The 21,983-nt window shown below is 54.6% G+C and carries 21 protein-coding genes and 1 rRNA gene; 14 read left to right on the plus strand and 8 right to left on the minus strand.

Annotation, left to right across the window (positions count from 1 at the left end; all coding sequences use genetic code 11):
- Positions 1 to 144 precede the first annotated feature (144 nt).
- Together rrf and KIF87_RS04290 are read left to right on the plus strand one after the other, a co-directional pair.
- A 5S ribosomal RNA gene (rrf, locus tag KIF87_RS04285) occupies positions 145 to 260 on the plus strand.
- Between the two features lie 208 nt (positions 261 to 468).
- Positions 469 to 1,764: an MFS transporter gene (locus tag KIF87_RS04290; RefSeq protein ID WP_029741120.1), complete on the plus strand. Its 1,296-nt coding sequence runs from the start codon at positions 469 to 471 to the stop codon at positions 1,762 to 1,764.
- On the opposite strand, the gene KIF87_RS04295 is transcribed toward KIF87_RS04290, so the two are convergent.
- The 5 genes from KIF87_RS04295 to trxC all read right to left on the minus strand — a co-directional run bounded on the left by KIF87_RS04295 (position 1,761) and on the right by trxC (position 7,482).
- Complete coding sequence (locus tag KIF87_RS04295) at positions 1,761 to 2,084, minus strand: YfiM family lipoprotein (protein ID WP_213328026.1); 324 nt, start codon at positions 2,082 to 2,084, stop codon at positions 1,761 to 1,763. The genes KIF87_RS04290 and KIF87_RS04295 overlap by 4 nt on opposite strands.
- 45 nt (positions 2,085 to 2,129) lie before the next feature.
- On the minus strand, positions 2,130 to 3,485 hold the full coding sequence (gene pssA / locus KIF87_RS04300) for a CDP-diacylglycerol--serine O-phosphatidyltransferase (RefSeq protein ID WP_213328229.1): 1,356 nt from the start codon (positions 3,483 to 3,485) through the stop codon (positions 2,130 to 2,132).
- Between the two features lie 110 nt (positions 3,486 to 3,595).
- Positions 3,596 to 6,259 (minus strand): bifunctional acetate--CoA ligase family protein/GNAT family N-acetyltransferase, encoded by a 2,664-nt coding sequence (locus KIF87_RS04310; RefSeq protein WP_213328027.1) that lies wholly within the window; start codon positions 6,257 to 6,259, stop codon positions 3,596 to 3,598.
- A gap of 35 nt (positions 6,260 to 6,294) precedes the next feature.
- The gene (locus KIF87_RS04315) at positions 6,295 to 6,993 is read right to left on the minus strand and encodes a tRNA-uridine aminocarboxypropyltransferase (protein ID WP_213328028.1); all 699 of its coding nucleotides are present in this window, start codon (positions 6,991 to 6,993) and stop codon (positions 6,295 to 6,297) included.
- A gap of 69 nt (positions 6,994 to 7,062) precedes the next feature.
- Complete coding sequence (gene trxC / locus KIF87_RS04320) at positions 7,063 to 7,482, minus strand: thioredoxin TrxC (RefSeq protein ID WP_023308858.1); 420 nt, start codon at positions 7,480 to 7,482, stop codon at positions 7,063 to 7,065.
- A gap of 204 nt (positions 7,483 to 7,686) precedes the next feature.
- Between trxC and KIF87_RS04325 the strand changes: the two genes are divergently transcribed.
- Positions 7,687 to 8,817: a tRNA/rRNA methyltransferase gene (locus KIF87_RS04325; RefSeq protein ID WP_023308857.1), complete on the plus strand. Its 1,131-nt coding sequence runs from the start codon at positions 7,687 to 7,689 to the stop codon at positions 8,815 to 8,817.
- A gap of 40 nt (positions 8,818 to 8,857) precedes the next feature.
- Here KIF87_RS04325 and ung read toward each other — a convergent pair whose 3' ends face one another.
- A complete protein-coding gene (gene ung / locus KIF87_RS04330; RefSeq protein ID WP_213328029.1) occupies positions 8,858 to 9,547 on the minus strand; it encodes a uracil-DNA glycosylase in 690 nt (229 codons plus the stop codon).
- Positions 9,548 to 9,860: 313 nt separating this feature from the next.
- Between ung and grcA the strand changes: the two genes are divergently transcribed.
- Complete coding sequence (gene grcA, locus KIF87_RS04335) at positions 9,861 to 10,244, plus strand: autonomous glycyl radical cofactor GrcA (RefSeq protein ID WP_008502190.1); 384 nt, start codon at positions 9,861 to 9,863, stop codon at positions 10,242 to 10,244.
- A 49-nt stretch (positions 10,245 to 10,293) separates the two neighbouring features.
- Here the strand turns inward: grcA and srmB are convergent, their stop codons facing one another.
- A complete protein-coding gene (gene srmB, locus KIF87_RS04340) occupies positions 10,294 to 11,622 on the minus strand; it encodes an ATP-dependent RNA helicase SrmB (RefSeq protein ID WP_047647043.1) in 1,329 nt (442 codons plus the stop codon).
- A 132-nt stretch (positions 11,623 to 11,754) separates the two neighbouring features.
- Between srmB and trmN the strand changes: the two genes are divergently transcribed.
- Complete coding sequence (gene trmN / locus KIF87_RS04345; RefSeq protein ID WP_023344703.1) at positions 11,755 to 12,492, plus strand: tRNA(1)(Val) (adenine(37)-N(6))-methyltransferase TrmN; 738 nt, start codon at positions 11,755 to 11,757, stop codon at positions 12,490 to 12,492.
- Here trmN and nadB read toward each other — a convergent pair.
- Complete coding sequence (nadB, locus tag KIF87_RS04350; RefSeq protein ID WP_213328030.1) at positions 12,477 to 14,096, minus strand: L-aspartate oxidase; 1,620 nt, start codon at positions 14,094 to 14,096, stop codon at positions 12,477 to 12,479. The two genes, trmN and nadB, sit on opposite strands and share 16 nt — an antisense overlap.
- Before the next feature lie 363 nt (positions 14,097 to 14,459).
- Between nadB and rseD the strand changes: the two genes are divergently transcribed.
- From rseD to era, 9 genes are all read left to right on the plus strand, one after another.
- On the plus strand, positions 14,460 to 14,522 hold the full coding sequence (gene rseD / locus KIF87_RS23450; protein WP_229255512.1) for a rpoE leader peptide RseD: 63 nt from the start codon (positions 14,460 to 14,462) through the stop codon (positions 14,520 to 14,522).
- The gene (rpoE, locus tag KIF87_RS04360) at positions 14,519 to 15,094 is read left to right on the plus strand and encodes an RNA polymerase sigma factor RpoE (protein ID WP_006176728.1); all 576 of its coding nucleotides are present in this window, start codon (positions 14,519 to 14,521) and stop codon (positions 15,092 to 15,094) included. Before rseD ends, rpoE begins: the two co-directional genes overlap by 4 nt.
- 31 nt (positions 15,095 to 15,125) lie before the next feature.
- A complete protein-coding gene (rseA, locus tag KIF87_RS04365) occupies positions 15,126 to 15,773 on the plus strand; it encodes an anti-sigma-E factor RseA (protein WP_213328031.1) in 648 nt (215 codons plus the stop codon).
- Positions 15,773 to 16,726, plus strand: coding sequence for a sigma-E factor regulatory protein RseB (rseB, locus tag KIF87_RS04370; protein ID WP_213328032.1), 954 nt, complete (start codon positions 15,773 to 15,775; stop codon positions 16,724 to 16,726). The genes rseA and rseB overlap by 1 nt, the downstream gene beginning before the upstream one ends.
- Entirely contained in the window at positions 16,723 to 17,199 is a 477-nt protein-coding gene (gene rseC / locus KIF87_RS04375; RefSeq protein ID WP_032643653.1) for a SoxR-reducing system protein RseC, read from the plus strand. The genes rseB and rseC overlap by 4 nt, the downstream gene beginning before the upstream one ends.
- Before the next feature lie 185 nt (positions 17,200 to 17,384).
- Positions 17,385 to 19,184: a translation elongation factor 4 gene (gene lepA, locus KIF87_RS04380; protein WP_063143397.1), complete on the plus strand. Its 1,800-nt coding sequence runs from the start codon at positions 17,385 to 17,387 to the stop codon at positions 19,182 to 19,184.
- A gap of 15 nt (positions 19,185 to 19,199) precedes the next feature.
- Positions 19,200 to 20,174: a signal peptidase I gene (gene lepB / locus KIF87_RS04385; RefSeq protein ID WP_213328033.1), complete on the plus strand. Its 975-nt coding sequence runs from the start codon at positions 19,200 to 19,202 to the stop codon at positions 20,172 to 20,174.
- A 222-nt stretch (positions 20,175 to 20,396) separates the two neighbouring features.
- The gene (gene rnc / locus KIF87_RS04390) at positions 20,397 to 21,077 is read left to right on the plus strand and encodes a ribonuclease III (RefSeq protein WP_003860711.1); all 681 of its coding nucleotides are present in this window, start codon (positions 20,397 to 20,399) and stop codon (positions 21,075 to 21,077) included.
- On the plus strand, positions 21,074 to 21,979 hold the full coding sequence (gene era / locus KIF87_RS04395; RefSeq protein WP_042715851.1) for a GTPase Era: 906 nt from the start codon (positions 21,074 to 21,076) through the stop codon (positions 21,977 to 21,979). The genes rnc and era overlap by 4 nt, the downstream gene beginning before the upstream one ends.
- Positions 21,980 to 21,983: the final 4 nt, after the last annotated feature.

The raw sequence follows: 21,983 nt of genomic DNA on the forward strand, positions 1-21,983 counted from the left end.
TGATAGGTCGGGTGTGTAAGCGCAGCGATGCGTTGAGCTAACCGATACTAATGAACCGTGAGGCTTAACCTTACAACGCCGAAGCTGTTTCGGCGGACGAGAGACAGAATATTTTCAGCTTTGATACAGATTTAACAGAATTTGCCTGGCGGCTTTAGCGCGGTGGTCCCACCTGACCCCATGCCGAACTCAGAAGTGAAACGCCGTAGCGCCGATGGTAGTGTGGGGTCTCCCCATGTGAGAGTAGGGAACTGCCAGGCATCAATTAGAAGAACCCCGTACCGTAAGGTGCGGGGTTTTTTGCTTTGTGCTCCCCTCTCTGGCCTTTCTCTTAATCCCTTTTCCTGCTAATGAAATGTGTGATCTCTGTCTCAATGTTATTTATAACAAAATTATAACATTTCATTTACGAGGTAATTGAGTCTCCTGGCTCAATACGCCGCTGTTTATGGCAGGAGCATAATCACAATGACAGAAAGCATTACATCAAACGGGACGCTGGCCAACAGTGATACCCGAAGAAGGGTATGGGCAATCGTCAGCGCCTCTTCAGGGAATCTGGTTGAATGGTTCGACTTTTACGTCTACTCATTCTGTTCACTCTACTTCGCACATATCTTCTTCCCCTCCGGCAACACCACGACGCAGCTGCTTCAAACGGCAGGGGTATTTGCCGCAGGATTCTTGATGCGACCCATCGGGGGCTGGCTGTTTGGCCGCATTGCGGATCGTCGCGGGCGTAAGGCTTCTATGCTGATCTCGGTGTGTATGATGTGCTTTGGCTCTCTGGTGATCGCCTGCTTACCGGGATATGAATCGATTGGTACCTGGGCGCCGGCGCTACTTTTACTGGCCCGCTTATTCCAGGGATTATCGGTGGGCGGTGAATACGGTACCAGTGCGACCTACATGAGTGAGATTGCACTGGAAGGCCGTAAAGGTTTTTACGCCTCATTCCAGTACGTCACGCTGATTGGTGGTCAACTGCTGGCCATCCTTGTGGTGGTGATCCTGCAGCAGATTCTGACGGACGAACAACTTCATGCCTGGGGATGGCGAATTCCTTTCGCGATGGGCGCTGTACTGGCAGTTGTTGCACTTTGGCTGCGCCGTCAGTTAGATGAAACCTCTCAGAAGGAAGTCAGAACGCTGAAGGAGGCGGGAACATTCAAAGGATTATGGCGTAACCGCAAAGCTTTCCTTATGGTGCTGGGCTTTACTGCGGGCGGCTCTCTCAGTTTCTACACGTTCACCACCTACATGCAGAAGTATCTGGTGAACACCACCGGCATGCATGCAAACGTCGCCAGCGTAGTCATGACCGTGGCGCTGTTTGTCTTTATGCTCATACAGCCCATTATCGGTGCACTCTCGGATAAAATCGGTCGACGCACGTCGATGCTGATTTTTGGCGGGCTGTCGGCGTTATGTACCGTACCTATTCTGTCTGCCCTTCAGCATGTGACTTCTCCATATGCCGCGTTTGCGCTGGTGATGCTGGCGATGGTGATTGTCAGTTTCTATACCTCTATCAGCGGAATACTGAAAGCTGAAATGTTCCCGGCGCAGGTCCGCGCTTTAGGGGTAGGGCTCTCTTATGCGGTTGCTAATGCGCTATTTGGCGGATCGGCGGAGTACGTTGCGTTATCGCTTAAATCATGGGGAAGTGAAACGACATTCTTCTGGTACGTAACGATAATGGGCGCACTGGCCTTTATTGTTTCCCTGATGCTGCATCGCAAAGGGAAAGGCATTCGACTTTAATAGCGCGCCATCTGCCACACGGCATAGCCGGTCGTTGCGCCGGTGACATCCCAGGCGAAATCTTTCCAGCTCCAGCCGCTCCCTGCGGGGCGGCTATCCCACAGTTCTTTTGATGCCCCAAGACCGACTGAGAACATCAACCCTATCGCTGCGCTACGATCACGACTGTATCCCTGATGCTGCGCATATTCATTACCGGCTGCGGACAACATCGCAGAAGCGAGGAAATGCTGTGCTTTATCCTGTCCGGACCAGCTATCGTTGGCCATATGGCTACAGCCGCTCAGAAAGAAGACGCTTAGTAACAGAGGAATACGCATCAACGGGCCCTATAAAAAAGCCCTGCGGATGGCAGGGCCTGGACATTACAGAATACGGCTGATAAGTCGGTCGATACGGATACGACGTAAGCGGCGGATAAGCTTGCGGACTTTCACCGGATAATCGGCAATGCTCTGCAGTTCGCGGTAATGATTAACCACAGTGGTATGTGTGCGAATCAGCTCCAGCTCACGCTCACGTTTTGTGGCTAACTCATGCTGCGGGTCATGGATCAGGATAGCGTTTTCCAGATCCAGTCGCCACGCGCGTGGGTTCAGGTTGTTACCGGTCAGCAGCATCCACTCATCGTCGACCCACATTCCTTTCAGATGGTAAGTGTTGTCTTCGTCTTTCCAGAGACGCACAACCAGCTGGTCAGTGTTTACGTAATACTGTAAACGGCTCAGGAAACGGCGCAGGTTAATCTCATAGAGATAAGGCAGCGCACCGATGATTTTGAACGGCTGATCTTCAGGAATGAAGAAGTCGTTTGCGGTTTTATCACCAACGATAATTTCCACTTTTTTACCGTCGCGCAGCAGCTGAATGATATTACGCACCAGCACGGCAGGAAGGTTGAAGTACGGCGTACAGATGGTGAGTTTCTGCTCCGCGCACGGCATCAGATGGAAGATCGTTTTGTTCAACAGGCTCGATTTGCCGAGCCCTACCAGCGGGGTAACGGATAACTCTTCGTTGTTCGCATCGCCCTGGAAATGATAGACCGCGTCACGCAGCTCCTGGCGGAAGGCGCGAACATCGTTTTTGATTTCCGGGCTTTTAGGACGCTCGGGATCGTCAAGGCGATTAACACCGCGTCCATGGACCAGGTTTTTATCAACCCAGTTGAACATGATATCGGCCATCTGCGGATTACGGATCAGATGGTAACGGTCGTAGCGATATTTATCGAGCTGATGAAGGTAAACATCATTCAGACTTGCGCCGCTGTAAAGCACGCTGTCATCAATGATGAAGCCCTTGAAATGAAGTACGCCGAGCGCTTCACGGGTATTAACCGGGACGCCATAAACAGGCACATCAACGCCAGGATTTTCCTGCGCCGTGCGGCAATACCAGTCGGCATTGGTGTTTGACGCGGCAGCGCCAATACGGCCACGCTGAGCGCGATGCCAGTCGACCAGCACGCGAACATCGAGTTCCGGACGCTGACGTTTGGCTTCATAGAGCGCGTTCAGGATCGCGCGCCCGCCTTCATCCTGTTCAAGATACAGCGCCACAATGCAAATGCGTCGCGTGGCGCTGGCAATCTTTTCCAGAAGCGTCTCCCGAAAATGAGCGGGAGCGTAAAAGAACTCTACATCATCAACTGACTGAGAAATCTTCGGTAGTTGAGCAAGGTGTTGTTGATGTTTATTACGCTTAAATTTTGACAACATCACAGTGCGTTTCTTCTCTGTTCATTGAAGGGTTGTCTGTACCATGCAAACAACATAAGCGGACAATGATACCACCAGTCCCGTCCAAAGTGGGTAACATTTCCAGTAGCTTACTCGCGTTTGTCTGCTGATGTCAGACTGAGGGACAAGGCCACAATACCTTCGTCCAGCTGAATATCAACGTCAAACCCAAGTTTTCGCGCCAGGGTCACCATACCGCGATTGTTAGGCATAGTAATGCCATTGAGGCGTAACAATCCGTGATCTCGCGTATAACTGATGAGTTTTTCCAGCAGCCGTCTTCCCAGACCCAGGCCTTTAAGATCGGAGCGCACCAGCACCGCAAACTCCGCATCGACGTTATCCGGGTCAGAAATCGCACGCGTGACGCCGAGGATCTCATCCCCCTTATCGGAGCGACGAACGGCAACAAACGCCATTTCTCGATCGTAGTCGATCTGGGTCATATTGGCTAAATCATCGTGGGTAAATTCGTTGATTTCGCTAAAATAGCGATAATAAAGATCCTCTTTCGTGACCTGAGAGATAAAGGCCCGCAGCTGGGGCTCATCTTCCGGCAGAATAGGGCGGAACAAGGCGCGTTCCCCATTCTTCATCTCAACCCACTCCTCCAGCTGTAGGGGATACGGGCGGATTGCCAGACGGCTCTCTCTGTCTCCGTCGAATGGCGCGATATCCAGGGTCACGTCCAGCGCCGTGAACTCATTGCCGGAGGCGAGTAGCGGATGAATGTCCAGCCGCTGGATCTCAGCACAATCCACAATCAGGTTAGAGACCTGTACCAGGAACTGGCTTAACCCGGCAATATCAAGCGGACGCAGCGCGCTCCGGCCACGGATCTTTTTACTTTTAATCGCCTGGATGATCAGATAGCGCGCCAGGTTCATGTTCAGCGGCGGTAAAGCGACCACGGCCTGCTCCTCCGGGCGCCACTCAACGCCACCTTCCCCCAGCATGATGAGCGGGCCGAAGACGGGATCGTGTTCGACCACCACCCGTAATTCCTGAGCCCCAGCGCGGTTTGCCATGCTTTGCACCAGCAATCCGTGGATCCTTGCCTGCGGCCAGGCCATTTTGACCCGGTCGAAAATGGCATCAGCTGCCTGCTGCACCTCAGTCGCAGTACGCAGGTATAACATAACCCCCTGAACATCAGACTTATGCGGGATGTCCGGGGAGCGCAGCTTCAGGGCCACCGGATAGCCAATTTGCTCGGCAATATGCACGGCCTCAGCGCTGTCGCTGGCGATCCATGTCGGCAGGGTTTGCATGCCGTAGCTGCCCAGAATGGGCTGGACCTCATGCGTATCAAGCGACGTCGCGCCTTCTTCAATGGCCTGCTGCAACAGCCGGTGAACGTCGACGGTGTTCGCCGTCAGATTCCCGGGCAAAGCCGGGGTCTCACGCAGCTGTTTCTGGTTGCGGCGATATTCCACCATATGCATGAACGCGGTGATGGTGCCTTCCGGCGTACGGTAGGTTGGCAGCCCGGCCTCGCTGAACAAGCGCCGCGCCTCCTGAGAGGAAAATTCACCGCACCAGTTGGTGAGCAGGGTGACATATTTGCCTCGTGGATGGTTGTGCACGGCGTCAATGAGCGCGCGCGCGCTTTCGCTGCCCGGTGCGACCGCGCTCGGGGAGTGGATAATCATCAGCGCATCAAAATCCTGGCTATCCAGCAAAATGGAAATCGCCCTGATATAGCGGTCGCTGCTGGCGTCATCGCGCAAATCAAGCGGATTGCCGGGCGTCACGCTGGTCGGAAGCGCGTCTTTCAGGCGCTGTAGCGTCTCTTCACTCAGCGTTGCCAGCTTGCCGAAGCGCCGCCACAGCTCATCCAGCGCGAGCGCGGCAGGGGCGGCACCGTTACTGACAATCATTAATTTCTCACCGCGCAACGGGCGCATATGGCTTAACGTCTCAACGGCGGAAAAAAGCTCGTGCGTATCCTGCACCCGCAGCAACCCCGCGCGCTGGATGGCGGCATCCCAGGCAGGATCCATGCCGGAATGCGAATGCAGCAAACGCTGTGCCGCAGGGCTTCGTCCGCTTTTGATCACCAGGATCGGCTTATTGCGCGAGGCGCTTCGAGAAGCCGAGACAAAACGACGCGCGTCGCTGAGGTGCTCAAGATAAAGCAGGATCGCACTGGTTTTGCCGTCACGAGCCAGAAAATCCAGTAGCTCATCAACATCGATATCCAGGCTGTCGCCCAGGGCAATGAAGTAGGAGAATCCCATTTCACGCTGCTGCGCCCAGTCGAGGATGGTGTTAGATACCGCAGCCGACTGCGAGATAAACGCGAGTTTGCCTTTGCGGATTGGAACCGGGGAGAAACTGGCATTCAGCCCCTGCCAGGGGGCAAGCAGGCCCAGACTGTTTGGCCCAAGAATGCGCATTTGATAGCGGCTGGCGCAGGCCAGAAGCTCGGCTTTCTGTTCAGGGGGGGACGAGAGAATAATGCAGGTTTTACACCCCTTCTTGCCGAGTGATTCCAGCAGTTCCAGGTTACGCTTCGCGTTTGTACAGAGCACGGCAAGATCCGGCACGAAGGGCAGGCTTTGTACGTCAGGCCATGCAAGCACCCCCTGAACGGCCTTATAAGCCGGCGTGACGGGCATGACGGGGCCATTAAACCCCCCGGCCAGCAGGTTGCGCATCATCAGATAGCCAGCACGATCCGGTTTCATTGATGCGCCGATGACGGCAATGGATTTAGGACGAAGTAGCGCTTCTAACCCTCGCTGGCTCATGCAGGCCTCCTGTGAATGCAAGCGACCTGATGATTTTAAACGCTTTCTGGCTCGAGTGCTGTGACGCTGCCCTTATGAACGGTTTTTCCCGCCAGATAGCGCTCCCGGAAGCATGAGAAATGGTTGCCCAGGGCCCCAGCCGCAGCGGTATCTCCCGCTAAATCCAGAAGCGCAATGGCCACTTCGGCGGTGCAGTATTGCCCGTCAGCATGCGCTTCACGCAGGCGGTAGGCGGAGACGCGGGAAAGATCGACAGAAATCACCGGCAGCGCGTCGAGATAGGGGCTTTTGCGAAACATTTTCCGCGCTTCGGTCCAGGTACCGTCCAGCATAATAAACAGAGGTGGTTTACCGGATGGCGGCACTGAAAGCACCTGGCGATCCACGCCTGCATATGACGCGGGGAAAACGACCATCGGCTGATAGTCCTTGCTTGCCACTAAATCGAGCAGGGCCTGAGGTGGCTCCGTACGGGACCACTGAAACGCGGCCGTATCCGGCAGAATATCGGCGATAAGACGCCCTGTATTGCTGGGTTTCATCGGCTCGGTATCGAACATGACCAGACAAAAACGGCTCTCCGCCGTACTCGGAGCCAGCGTCTCGCACAGACAAACCTTCAGCGGCAGCAGGCAGCGCTGACAGCGGCGAATACGGTTGCCTCGGGCGAGGAACGGTCGGGTGGCGCGCGCAAGGCGTTCGGCGCGTAATTTAAGGACAGCGTTATCAGTCATGGGCGAAATGCAGGAAAAACACTATTTTCGCAGAGGCGGGAGCGGGGCACAAGATGTGCCCCGTGAATGTTACAGCGACTCGTTTAACCAGCTTTCAAAAGGCGCTTTTGGAACCGCACCGTTGAGCATATCGATCACTTCGCCATTTTTGAAAATCATAATGGTCGGGATGCTGCGAATACGAAAACGTGCGCTCAGTTCGGGTTCAGCTTCGGTATTGACCTTCACGAACCGCATTTTTCCGCTGCGCTCTTCGGCCACATCTTCGAAGATCGGCGCGAAGCTACGGCATGGGCCGCACCATGGCGCCCAGAAATCGATCACGACAGGAAGATCGTCCTTGAGGAGTTTGTCCAGCGTAGCACCCGTCGCGTTAATGACATCGCCATCAAATAATTCATGGCCACAACGTCCGCATTTCGCACCATCTTCCATCCGATCGTCCGGAATGCGATTAAGAGCCTGACAGTTGGCACATACGGTATTCATAACTAACCTCTGATAGAGCCGTGGGACAGCGGCAGAACGCCGATAATGTTTCTAATATGTTACATATTATCAATGAGCCTGTTTGAAACAACAATGCGTTTTATTCAATGAGAACAATAGTCACAGGCTTTTGTACGAAATTATGGCTATGCGCTGGCACATCGGGTAATCTGCGCGCTTCGCGCAGCGCTGGTGGAGAAAAGCATGAACGACGAAATGAAAAACAAAAGCGGCAAGGTCAAAGTGATGTATGTCCGCAGTGATGATGACTCTGATAAACGCACCCAAAATCCGCGTACCGGAAAAGGTGGCGGGCGTCCGGCGTCTTCTCGTGCAGACGGTGGCCGTCGCCCCGCCCGCGATGACAGAAATAACCGCGGTGATGACCGCAAACGTGACGATCGCAAACGCGATGACCGTCCGCGTTCCGACCGCCCACGCAGTGACCGTCCACGCGACGATCGTCCGCGTGATGACTTCTCACGCGATAACGCCTCCCCGTGGCGCACCGTTTCTCGCGCCCCTGGCGATGAGACGCCGGAAAAAGCCGATCACGGCGGTATCAGCGGTAAAAGCTTTATCGACCCGGAAGTGCTGCGCCGTCAGCGCGCAGAAGAGACCCGCGTGTATGGCGAAAACGCCTGCCAGGCGCTGTTCCAGAGCCGTCCTGAGTGTATCGTCCGCGCCTGGTTTATCCAGAGCGTGACTCCGCGCTTTAAAGAAGCGCTGCGCTGGATGGCTGCGAACCGTAAAGCCTACCACGTCGTGGATGATGCCGAGCTGACCAAAGCCTCCGGTACTGAACACCACGGCGGCGTCTGCTTCCTGATCAAAAAACGTAATGGCACGACCGTGCAGCAGTGGGTCAGCCAGGCGGATGCCGATGACTGCGTGCTGGCGCTGGAAGATGTGGGTAACCCGCACAACCTGGGCGCAATGATGCGCAGCTGCGCGCACTTTGGCGTGAAAGGCGTGCTGTTGCAGGATGCCGCGCTGCTGGAATCCGGCGCCGCGATCCGTACTGCGGAAGGCGGAGCCGAGCACGTACAGCCGATCACCGGCGACAGCGTTCTGGATGCCCTTGAGCAGTTCCGTAAAGCGGGCTATTCCATCGTGACTACCTCGAGCCATGCCGGTACGCCGCTGTTTAAAGCGACGCTGCCGCGTAAAATGGTGCTGGTATTAGGTCAGGAACGCGATGGTCTGTCTGACGCGGCGCTCTCCAGTGCGGATCTGAGCGTCTCTATCGACGGGACAGGTAATGTGGAAAGTCTGAACGTATCCGTTGCGACCGGCGTACTGCTGGCCGAGTGGTGGCGTCAGAACAAGGCATAAGCCTCTTAATGTGCCGGGCCTGGCCCGGCACATTCAAATCCTACTCGCTCTCTGCCGGTAATACAGGCATCCAGTCAATTGGCGTTTCGTCACGTTTTTCCAGCCATTCATTCGCCAGAACAAAATGATTACTGCCAAAGAAACCGCGATGCGCAGACAGCGGTGACGGGTGCGGTGCTTTCAACACGTGATGACGCTGACGATCGATAATCGCCCCTTTCTTCTGCGCGTGAGAACCCCAGAGTAAAAACACGACCCCTTCACGATGCTCGTTGATAAGGCTGATGACTTTATCGGTAAAGGTTTCCCACCCAAGGCTGGCGTGTGAGTGCGCCTGGCCCGCCCGTACGGTCAGCACCGTATTCAGTAACAGCACGCCCTGGCGCGCCCAGCTTTCCAGGTAGCCGTGGTTTGGCCGGGTAAACCCGGGCACGGTTCCCTCAAGCTCTTTATACATGTTGAGCAGAGAAGGGGGGATAGCCACGCCCGGACGGACGGAAAACGCCAGCCCATGCGCCTGCCCAGGGCCGTGATAGGGATCCTGGCCCAAAATCACCACTTTCACATCGCTCAGTTCGGTGTAGCGAAAGGCGTTGAACACATCTTTCTGTGGCGGGTAAATCGTCTGTCCAGACTGACGCTCAGCGGCAACGGTGCTGAGCGTATTGATAAAATAAGGCTGCTGCTTTTCTTCTGCCAGCACGTCATGCCAGGTTAAAGGTGTTGTCATCTCGCTCTCCTGCGAATCTCAATCTGTGACTAGCTTACCTGTTTAACCCCGGTGAGCAAAATTACACGCTGAAAAGTGCGCTAAGTGGCTAAATTTATATTGAAAAGATGCAGGGCAAGTTGAATTGGTAAGGTTGCGAAATTGATCTAAAACAATAAATTCAAACCACACTCTTTATGTGGTTGGTGTTTTTGTTGATTTAAATCAATAAATCACCGGGGTGTGAATGATATATATACACACAAGAAACAATGGTTTTACCAATTGGCCGCGAGAGGCCGACATCAGTTAATGTAGCCTAGGGAGGCAACACATGATTACAGGTATCCAGATTACTAAAGCTGCAAATGACGATCTGCTCAATTCTTTCTGGCTGCTGGACAGCGAGAAAAACGAAGCGCGCTGTGTCGTTGCGAAAGCGGGTTTTGCTGAAGATGAAATCGTGCCGGTGAGCAAACTGGGCGAAATCGAGTACCGTGAAATTCCAATGGAAGTGAAACCGGAAGTGCGCGTGGAAGGTGGTCAGCACCTGAACGTAAACGTACTGCGCCGCGAAACGCTGATGGACGCGGTTGAGCATCCTGAAAAATACCCGCAGCTGACCATCCGCGTGTCCGGCTATGCGGTTCGCTTTAACTCACTGACTCCAGAACAGCAGCGCGATGTTATCGCCCGTACCTTTACTGAAAGCCTGTAACGGCTTCAGCAGGGGGGAATAAAAAAGCCGGGGAAATCCCCGGCTTTTTTTACTCTTCAGTTTTCGTCTCTGGTGTGGCAGAGCTTGGCTTACGGCGCTTACCAATATTTTTGGTATCGCGGTGGCGCTGCTTCACGCGCGGTTTCTCTTTTTCTTTCTCTTTTCTCTCAGCACGTTTCGCGAGCGCTTTCTTGGACGGTTTACCCGTCATCTTTTCACTCGGCGCGCGCGTGGTCGGGCGGAGTTCGTCAATAACGCGCGCTTTCAGCGGCTCATCAACATAGCGGCCAATCTTCTGCAGCAGCAGGTAGTCATGCGCTTCGACCAGTGAAATCGCAATCCCTTTGCGGCCCGCGCGGCCGGTACGGCCAATACGGTGCAGGTAGGTATCTCCGCTGCGCGGCATATCGAAGTTAATGACGTGGCTGACGTCCGGGATGTCGATCCCACGAGCGGCAACGTCAGTCGCAACCAGCACGTTAACGCGACCGTCGGTCAGGCGCTTGATGCCTTCGGTACGCTTGATCTGCGCCATCTCGCCTTCAAGATAGCAGTTGTTGATCCCGGCGTTACGCAGCATTTCAGCCAGCTCGTGCACGCGCTCGCGCTTACGCACAAACACGATTGTGCGCAGAGCATCTTCCTGCTTCAGCAGGTGTTTCAGCAATTCGACCTTGTGCTCGAGGTTGTCCGCGCGGTAGTACCACTGGTGGATCTTCTTACGCTCACGGGTGGACGGCGTCGCCGAGACTTCAACCGGATCTTCCAGCAGACGCTCTGCGAAGTCTTTGATCGCTTCCCCTTCGAGGGTGGCAGAGAACAGCATCGTCTGGTTACGCCAGCGCGTTTCCCCGGCAATATGCTCGATATCCTGTGCGAAGCCCATGTCCAGCATGCGGTCGGCTTCGTCGAGGATCAGCGTTTCAACCGCGCGGCAGTCGAAGTTCTCTTCTTTAATGTACTGCAGCAGGCGTCCCGTGGTCGCAACGACGATGTCCTGGTTTTCGCTGAACACTTCGGCGTGGTTCATATACGCAACGCCGCCGGTGATGGTGGCGATATCCAGATGAGTATTTGCCGCGAGTTCACGCGCGTGATCGGCAACCTGCATTGCCAGTTCGCGCGTAGGCGTCAGGATTAAAATACGCGGCGGGCCAGATTTTTTACGTGGAAAATCGAGCAGATGCTGCAACACAGGCAGCAAATAGGCTGCTGTCTTCCCCGTGCCGGTTGGCGCAGAACCGAGCACATCGCGGCCCTCAAGCGCAGGCGGAATGGCCGCTGCCTGAATGGCGGTCGGGCGTGTAAAGCCTTTGCTCTCCAGTGCATTGAGCAGGCTTTCATCGAGTTCAAGTTCGGAAAAAGTCGTTACAGTCATGTTCTACCTCTGTGTGGGGCGCTGATTATAGACGTTACGGCTGTAATCTTCATCTGTTTGTATGGATATCGCTTTTCGGCCACTTCGCTTTCCCCTATGCTACTCCAGTTTCACTTAGAAGGTTGCCCTGACATGTCTCAACTCAAAGCGCAGCTGCGCCGCGATGGTTTTACGTTCAAACAATTTTTTGTCGCCCACGATCGCTGTGCCATGAAAGTCGGTACAGACGGTATTTTACTGGGAGCGTGGGCGCCTGTCGCAGGTGTTAAGCGTATTCTTGATATCGGTACCGGCAGCGGGCTGGTGGCGTTGATGCTGGCGCAGCGTACGGAAGAACATGTCACCATTGATGCCGTCGAACTGGATGCGCAGGCCGCAGAGCAGGCGAGTGACAATATGGCCGAATCTCCCTGGGCAGCCCGAATGAAGGTGGAATGCGCAGATGTGCTCGCCTGGGCGCCTGAGCAAACCGCGCGTTACGATCTGATCGTCAGCAATCCTCCCTACTACGAACCCGGCGTTGAGTGCGGGACACCCGAGCGTGAACAGGCGCGTTATACCGGCTCCCTCGATCATAAAGCGCTGCTCACCAGTGCGGCAGAACTCATCTCCGAAGAAGGTTTTTTCTGCGTGGTCCTGCCTGAGAGTACCGGCAACACGTTCATCGGTATCGCGCAGGAGATCGGCTGGACGTTACGTCTGCGTACCGATATTTCGGATACGGAAGGACGACTGCCGCACCGCGTGCTGCTGGCGCTCTCGCCAAAAGAGGGTGAATGCTTTAATGACCGAATGGTGATCCGTGGGCCAGACCAGCGTTATTCCGAAGATTACACTGCTCTGACCCAGGCGTTTTATCTGTTTATGTAAACCTGCGGGGCGAGTATCGACGGGCCGGACTCAGCAAGCTGATCCGGGTAGTCCAGGGTATAGTGCAGCCCGCGGCTCTCTTTACGCATCATCGCGCAGCGAACAATCAGCTCGGCCACCTGCACTAGATTGCGCAGCTCCAGCAGGTTATTGGATACGCGGAAATTGGCGTAGTACTCATCAATTTCCTGCTGCAGCATGGTGATGCGGCGCAAGGCGCGTTCCAGGCGTTTCGTGGTGCGCACAATCCCCACGTAGTCCCACATAAACAAACGTAGCTCATGCCAGTTGTGCTGGATCACGACCAGCTCGTCCGGGTTATCCACGCGGCTTTCATCCCAGGCTGGCAGGTGCTCTGTCTCGCGGGCGTAAGGCATGCGCTTGGTGATGTCTTCCGCTGCTGACCAGCCGTACACCAGACATTCAAGCAGCGAGTTAGAGGCCATACGGTTCGCGCCGTGAAGTCCGGTATAGCTGACCTCACCGATAGCATACAGACCGTCCACATCGGTACGTCCATGATCGTCAACCATCACGCCACCGCAGGTATAGTGGGCCGCTGGCACAATGGGCACCGGATCGCGCGTTAAATCAATGCCAAGATTGAGCAGCTTTTCGTAAATCATCGGGAAATGCTGGCGAATGAACTCTGCTGGCTTATGGCTGATATCAAGATACATGCAGTCCACGCCAAGACGTTTCATTTCATGATCGATGGCGCGGGCAACGATATCGCGCGGGGCCAGTTCGCCCCGTGCGTCAAAGTCGGGCATAAAGCGGGAGCCGTCAGGGCGCTTCAGATAAGCGCCTTCACCGCGCAGGGCTTCCGTCAGCAGGAAGTTGCGCGCCTGAGGGTGGAACAGGGCGGTTGGGTGAAACTGATTAAACTCGAGGTTCGCCACCCGGCAGCCAGCGCGCCAGGCCATCGCGATACCGTCTCCGGAGGCAATGTCCGGGTTCGTGGTGTACTGATACACCTTGGAGGCGCCGCCCGTCGCCAGCACCACTGCCTTCGCCTGGCAGGTTTCCACCTTCTCTTTATTACGGTTCCAGACCCAGGCGCCCACCACGCGACGCGTGCCGGGCAGGCCAATCTTGTCGGAAATGATCAGGTCAACGGCATTACTTCGCTCGAGAACGCGAATATTAGGATGGTTCAGCGCTTTGCTGACCAGCGTGGTTTCCACTTCTTTTCCGGTGGCATCCGCTGCGTGCAGGATTCGGCGGTGGCTATGGCCGCCTTCGCGTGTCAGATGGTAGCTCTCTTCACCGTTGGGTTGAACCTGTGTATCGAATAAAACGCCCTGGTCGATGAGCCACTGAACGCAGTGGCGGGCGTTGCTGGCGACAAACTCTGCGGCGTGCGCATCCACGATCCCGGCCCCGGCAATCAGCGTATCGTCGACGTGGGATGCAATGCTGTCTGTTTCATCAAACACGGCGGCAATGCCGCCCTGGGCATAAAACGTAGAACCTTCACTTATCGGTCCTTTACTCAGAACGATAACGTTTTGATGCTCGGCCAGGCGCAGCGCCAGAGAGAGACCGGCAGCGCCGCTGCCGATGATCAGTACATCACAATGGAGTTCAGGTGTTGTGTTCATGATTGTTGTTTAATTTACTAAACAGTGTTTGGTCAGAATAGCACTCGAATGCGATTTATCGCACGTTTTATTTAAGGGCTGTTGCAATGGCTAAACGCGTAAGCGGAGGTAAACGGAGGGTAAATGAGTGAAATTATTTTGCGAAGCAGATCGTTAGCGTCAGATTTTGTGGTGAAATAAAGCCTGTGTTGCGTTACTCTTCTGGCGGGAAAAAGATGTTTCTTGTCAGAAAGTGGTGCGTATCGTGAACAGACTTATAATGAGAGAAAATGAACGGTCTGCGGCGCGATGAACAAAAACAAAGGCGTTACGGAACTTATTGAAGATCAGACACTCTAATTCGGTGCTTGCTCAAAGTGCGGTATTTTAGAGTGGCGTTTCGATAACGCGTGGAATTTAGGTTTGGGGAGACATTACCTCGGATGAGCGAGCAGTTAACGGACCAGGTCCTGGTTGAACGGGTCCAGAAGGGAGATCAGAAAGCCTTTAACTTACTGGTGGTGCGCTACCAGCATAAGGTGGCGAGCCTGGTTTCCCGCTATGTACCGTCAGGCGATGTGCCTGATGTGGTGCAAGAGTCTTTTATTAAGGCCTATCGCGCGCTGGATTCTTTCCGGGGAGATAGTGCTTTTTATACCTGGCTGTACCGTATTGCGGTCAATACGGCAAAGAATTATCTGGTCGCTCAGGGCCGTCGTCCGCCTTCAAGTGATGTGGACGCAATCGACGCCGAAAACTTCGAAAGTGGCGGCGCATTGAAAGAAATTTCGAACCCTGAGAACTTAATGTTGTCAGAAGAACTGAGACAAATCGTTTTTCGCACGATCGAGTCGCTCCCGGAAGATTTACGCATGGCAATTACGTTACGGGAGCTGGATGGTCTGAGCTATGAAGAGATAGCCGCTATCATGGATTGTCCGGTCGGCACGGTACGTTCACGAATTTTCCGTGCGCGAGAAGCTATTGATAATAAAGTTCAACCGCTTATCAGGCGTTGACGATAGCGGGATACTGGAAAAGGTATTAGGCATGCAGAAAGAAAAACTTTCCGCTTTAATGGATGGTGAAACGGTGGATAGTGAGCTGCTCAACGAGCTGTCTCATTCACCCGAAATGCAAGAGACCTGGGAGAGTTACCATCTCATCCGTGACACCCTTCGCGGTGACACCGGCGAGGTTCTCCATTTCGATATCTCAGCCCGCGTCATGGCGGCGATTGAGAATGAGCCTGTCCATCAGACCACTCCGCTGATTCCTGAAGCTCAACCTGCGCCTCACCAGTGGCAGAAAATGCCGTTCTGGCAAAAGGTGCGTCCGTGGGCCAGCCAGCTTACCCAAATGGGTGTGGCTGCATGCGTATCGCTTGCAGTTATTGTTGGCGTCCAGCACTATAATACTCAGTCTGAAACTAATCAGCAGCCAGAAGCGCCAGTGTTTAACACACTGCCGATGATGGGCAAAGCCAGCCCGGTAAGTCTGGGCGTACCGGCTGATGCTTCCGCCAGCGGCGGTCAGCAGCAGGTTCAGGAGCAGCGCCGTCGCATTAATGCGATGTTGCAGGATTACGAGTTGCAGCGTCGTCTGCACTCTGAACAGCTTCAGTTTGAGCAGGCCCAGACACAGCAAGCTGCTGTGCAGGTGCCCGGAAACCAAACTTTAGGAACGCAATCGCAGTAATGAAGCAACTTTGGTTCGCCATGTCTCTGGTGGCGGGTAGCCTGTTCTTCTCTGCCAACGCCTCGGCTGATGTTTCATCCGGGGCGTTGTTGCAGCAAATGAATCTGGCTAGCCAGTCACTCAATTACGAGTTGGCATTTATCAGCATCAATAAGCAGGGCGTCGAGTCGTTACGCTATCGTCATGCCCGTCTTGATAACCAGCCGCTCGCCCAGCTTCTACAGATGGATGGTCCGCGTCGGGAAGTTGTCCAGCGTGGCAACGAAATCAGCTATTTCGAGCCAGGCCTGGAACCTTTCACGCTGAATGGCGATTATATCGTTGATTCTCTGCCGTCACTCATTTACACCGACTTCAAACGGCTTGCCCCTTACTACGATTTTATTTCGGTAGGGCGTACCCGCATCGCGGACAGACTGTGCGAGGTGATTCGCGTTGTTGCCCGGGACGGAACGCGCTACAGCTATATCGTCTGGATTGACGCCGAAACCAAACTCCCCATGCGTGTTGACCTCCTCGACCGTGACGGCGAAACGCTGGAACAGTTCCGGGTTATCTCCTTTAGCGTGAACAATCAGGTTGGTAACAGCATGCAGAACCTGGCTAAGGCCAGCCTGCCACCGCTGCTTTCTGTTCCTGCCGGGGATTCCGTTAAGTTCAACTGGGTACCTGCCTGGATCCCGCAAGGGTTTAGCGAAGTGTCCAGCAGCCGTCGTCAGCTGCCAACGATTGAAACGCCGGTGGAATCGCGCCTCTATTCCGACGGCTTGTTCAGCTTCTCGGTGAATATCAATCGCGCAACGGCAAACAGCGCCGAACAAATGCTGCGTACCGGGCGCCGTACGGTGAGTACAACGGTCCGCGATAACGCAGAGATCACCATTGTGGGAGAACTTCCTCCGCAAACGGCGAAGCGCATCTCCGACAGCATTAAATTCAGGGCCGCACAATGATCAAAGAGTGGGCGACGGTTGTCTCGTGGCAGAACGGCATTGCGCTGGTTAGCTGCGATGTAAAAGCCTCATGCAATAGCTGCGCATCCCGCGCCGGCTGCGGCAGCCGCGTGCTGAATAAGCTCGGGCCGCAAACATCGCACACGATTTCTGTGCCAAGCGAACAGCCGCTGATGGCGGGGCAAAAGGTAGAGTTGGGCATCGCGGAAGGCAGTCTGCTCAGTTCCGCCATGCTGGTGTATCTCTCTCCGCTGGTCGGGCTGTTTATCATGGGCGGCCTGTTTCAGATGCTGTTTGGTACCGATGTGGCCGCCATGTGCGGTGCCGCATTGGGTGGCGTAGGGGGATTCTGGCTTGCCAAAGGTCTCTCTCCGAGGCTCGCCGCGCGCGAGGAGTGGCAGCCTGTCATTCTCAGCGTTGGGCTGGCGCCAGACCAGCTTCGTGTTGAAACGCTCTCTTCTGAGGCCCGGTAATCCATCGGGCTTTATCATTTTTTACACCCTAAAACAGAAAACGTCCTTTCTTCACGCTATACCTGTCTCTAAGTGCATTTCCAGGTAGCGAGGATGTAGTGTAGAATGCTGCGTTTTCGCACTGAAAAACGTCAGGCTAAGAACAGCGGCCTCCAGGAATTCGTAAGGCATAATTATTTAACTATATGAAGAACATACGTAACTTTTCGATCATTGCTCACATTGACCACGGTAAGTCGACGCTGTCTGACCGTATTATCCAGATTTGCGGTGGCCTGTCTGATCGTGAAATGGAAGCCCAGGTTCTGGACTCCATGGACCTGGAACGCGAACGCGGTATCACCATTAAAGCGCAGAGCGTTACGCTTGATTACAAAGCGGCTGATGGTGAAACCTATCAACTGAACTTTATCGACACCCCAGGCCACGTTGACTTCTCCTATGAGGTTTCACGCTCGCTCGCGGCCTGTGAAGGCGCGCTGCTGGTGGTGGATGCCGGGCAGGGCGTTGAAGCCCAGACCCTGGCAAACTGCTACACCGCGATGGAAATGGATCTCGAAGTTGTGCCGGTTTTGAACAAGATCGACCTGCCAGCCGCCGATCCTGAGCGCGTAGCGGAAGAGATTGAAGATATTGTCGGCATTGACGCGACCGACGCCGTGCGCTGCTCCGCGAAAACCGGTGTGGGCGTAACCGACGTGCTGGAACGCCTGGTACGTGACATTCCGGCCCCGGAAGGCGATCCGGATGCGCCACTGCAGGCGCTGATTATCGACTCCTGGTTTGATAACTATCTGGGCGTAGTCTCGCTGGTGCGTATTAAAAACGGCACCATGCGTAAAGGCGACAAAATCAAGGTAATGAGTACCGGACAGGTCTACAACGCCGACCGTCTGGGTATCTTCACGCCAAAACAGGTTGATCGTACCGAGCTGACGTGCGGCGAGGTAGGCTGGCTGGTCTGCGCCATTAAAGACATCCTCGGCGCGCCGGTGGGCGATACCCTGACCGGTGCGCGTAACCCGGCAGATAAAGCGCTGCCAGGCTTTAAAAAGGTGAAACCGCAGGTTTACGCGGGTCTGTTCCCGGTCAGCTCTGACGACTATGAAAACTTCCGCGACGCGCTCGGTAAACTGAGCCTGAACGATGCTTCCCTGTTCTACGAGCCAGAAAGCTCAACGGCGCTGGGCTTCGGCTTCCGCTGTGGCTTCCTTGGTCTGCTGCACATGGAGATCATTCAGGAGCGTCTGGAGCGTGAATACGATCTGGATCTGATCACCACGGCACCGACCGTAGTCTATGAAGTTGAAACCACCTCGAAAGAAGTGATCTACGTTGACAGCCCGTCCAAGCTGCCGCCGCTGAACAACATTCATGAACTGCGTGAGCCTATTGCAGAGTGTCACATGCTGCTGCCGCAGGAATTCCTGGGTAACGTCATTACGCTGTGTATTGAGAAGCGTGGCGTGCAGACCAACATGGTTTACCACGGTAACCAGGTGGCGCTGACCTATGAAATCCCAATGGCGGAAGTGGTTCTCGACTTCTTTGACCGTCTGAAGTCCACCTCCCGTGGCTATGCGTCACTGGATTACAATTTCAAACGCTTCCAGGCCTCCAACATGGTGCGTGTGGACGTGCTGATCAACGGCGAGCGCGTGGATGCGCTGGCGCTGATCACCCACAACGACAATGCGCCATACCGTGGCCGCGAGCTGGTTGAAAAGATGAAAGAGCTGATCCCGCGTCAGCAGTTCGATATCGCGATTCAGGCGGCCATTGGCAACCACATTATCGCGCGTTCAACCGTGAAACAGCTGCGTAAAAACGTTCTGGCCAAGTGCTATGGCGGTGACGTCAGCCGTAAGAAAAAGCTGCTGCAGAAGCAGAAAGACGGTAAGAAGCGTATGAAGCAGGTCGGTAACGTCGAGCTGCCGCAGGAAGCATTCCTTGCCATCCTTCACGTTGGTAAAGACGGCAAATAACCCTAAGGAGTTGGCATGGCGAACATGTTTGCCCTGATCCTGGTCATTGCTACCCTGGTGACAGGTCTGCTGTGGTGTCTGGATAAGTTTATCTTCGCCCCAAAACGTCGTGAACGTCAGGCTGCCGCACAGGCAGCCACTGATGATGGGATTGACGCGAAAACCCTGAAGAAGGTCGGTCCGAAACCGGGCTGGCTGGAAACGGGTGCCTCGGTATTTCCGGTGCTGGCGATTGTGCTGGTGGTACGTTCGTTTATTTACGAGCCGTTCCAAATCCCATCAGGTTCAATGATGCCAACGCTGCTAATTGGTGATTTTATTCTGGTAGAGAAGTTTGCCTACGGCATTAAAGATCCTATCTACCAGAAAACGCTGATCGAAACCGGTCATCCGAAACGTGGCGACATCGTGGTGTTCAAATATCCGGAAGATCCGCGCCTGGACTACATCAAGCGTGCGGTAGGTTTGCCGGGTGATAAAGTCACTTACGATCCGGTTGCGAAAGAAGTCACCGTTCAGCCGGGCTGCAGCTCCGGTACCGCATGTGAAAACGCGCTGCCAATCACCTACTCAAACGTTGAGCCAAGTGATTTTGTGCAGACCTTCGCCCGTCGTAACGGCGGCGAAGCGACCAGCGGATTCTTCCAGGTACCGAAAGGTGAAACCAAAGAGGACGGCATCCGTCTGGTTGAGCGCAAAGAGACGCTGGGCGATGTGACGCACCGTATCCTCACCGTGCCAATCGCGCAGGATCAGCTGGGTATGTACTATCGCCAGCCGGGCCAGCAGCTGGCGAGCTGGATTGTACCGCCAGGACATTACTTCATGATGGGTGACAACCGCGATAACTCTGCGGACAGCCGTTACTGGGGCTTTGTGCCGGAAGCGAATCTGGTGGGTAAAGCGACCGCCATCTGGATGAGTTTTGAGAAGCAGGAAGGCGAATGGCCGACCGGTGTACGCCTGAATCGTATCGGCGGAATCCATTAATTCTCACTAAATGAACGCGTAGCCGCTTTAATTAGCGGCTACGTGAATTATTTCCACGATAAATCTCTTCGAACTAACGACATCCCCTGTCGTTGTGTATAGAATATTCCCCCGAAGTTTAAGGTTGGCCCTGCAAGGGTGCCACGGCACACGAAACCGCGTTGGTTTTCTCAGGTCGGTTTCGTGTGCTGCATTTTTGACGCATTCATTTATTGGTATCGCATGAACCCCATCGTAATTAATCGGCTTCAACGGAAGCTGGGCTACACTTTTCATCATCAGGAGTTGTTGCAACAGGCATTAACCCACCGCAGTGCCAGCAGCAAACATAATGAGCGTCTCGAGTTTTTAGGCGACTCTATTTTAAGTTTCGTGATTGCGAATGCGCTTTATCACCGTTTCCCGCGTGTGGATGAAGGTGATATGAGCCGCATGCGTGCCACGCTGGTTCGGGGTAATACCCTTGCGGAAATCGCGCGCGAATTTGAGCTGGGCGAATGTCTGCGTCTTGGTCCGGGTGAACTGAAAAGCGGCGGCTTCCGTCGTGAATCTATTCTTGCCGATACGGTCGAAGCATTAATTGGTGGTGTGTTCCTGGACAGCGATATCCAGACCGTAGAAAAGCTGATCCTGAACTGGTATCAGACCCGTCTGGACGAAATCAGTCCGGGCGATAAACAAAAAGATCCGAAAACGCGTCTGCAGGAATATTTGCAGGGTCGTCATCTGCCGCTGCCATCTTATCTGGTGGTGCAGGTACGTGGCGAAGCGCACGATCAGGAATTTACCATCCATTGCCAGGTCAGTGGCCTGAGTGAACCGGTGGTGGGCACAGGTTCAAGCCGTCGTAAGGCTGAACAGGCTGCCGCCGAACAGGCGTTAAAAATGCTGGAGCTGGAATGAGCATCGACAAAACCTATTGCGGATTTATTGCCATCGTCGGACGTCCGAACGTTGGCAAATCCACCCTGCTGAATAATCTGCTCGGGCAGAAGATTTCTATCACCTCGCGTAAGGCGCAGACCACGCGTCACCGCATCGTCGGCATCCATACTGAAGGCGCGTATCAGGCGATCTACGTCGATACCCCAGGCCTGCACATGGAAGAGAAGCGCGCCATCAACCGTCTGATGAACAAGGCGGCGAGCAGCTCCATTGGCGACGTAGAGCTGGTGATTTTTGTTGTTGAAGGCACCCGCTGGACGCCGGACGACGAGATGGTGCTGAACAAGCTGCGTGACGGCAAAACGCCGGTCATCCTCGCGGTCAACAAAGTTGATAACGTGCAGGAAAAGGCCGACCTGCTGCCGCATCTGCAGTGGCTCGGTAGCCAGATGAACTTCCTCGACATCGTTCCGCTGTCTGCTGAGACCGGCCTGAACGTGGATACCATCGCGGGCATCGTGCGTAAGCATCTGCCGGAAGCGATTCATCACTTCCCGGAAGACTACATCACCGATCGCTCTCAGCGCTTTATGGCGTCTGAAATCATCCGTGAAAAGCTGATGCGTTTCCTGGGCGCTGAACTGCCGTACTCTGTGACGGTGGAGATCGAGCGTTTCCAGACCAACGAACGCGGTGGCTACGACATCAACGGCCTGATCCTCGTTGAGCGCGAAGGGCAGAAGAAGATGGTGATCGGCAACAAAGGGGCCAAGATCAAAACCATCGGTATTGAAGCCCGTAAGGACATGATGGAGATGTTCGAAGCGCCGGTTCACCTCGAACTGTGGGTGAAAGTGAAATCTGGCTGGGCCGATGATGAGCGTGCTCTGCGCAGCCTCGGTTACGGCGAAGACCAGTAACTTA

Origin of the sequence: Enterobacter sp. 120016 (genome assembly GCF_018383635.1) — a bacterium.
Taxonomy (GTDB): Bacteria; Pseudomonadota; Gammaproteobacteria; order Enterobacterales; family Enterobacteriaceae; genus Enterobacter; species Enterobacter asburiae_D.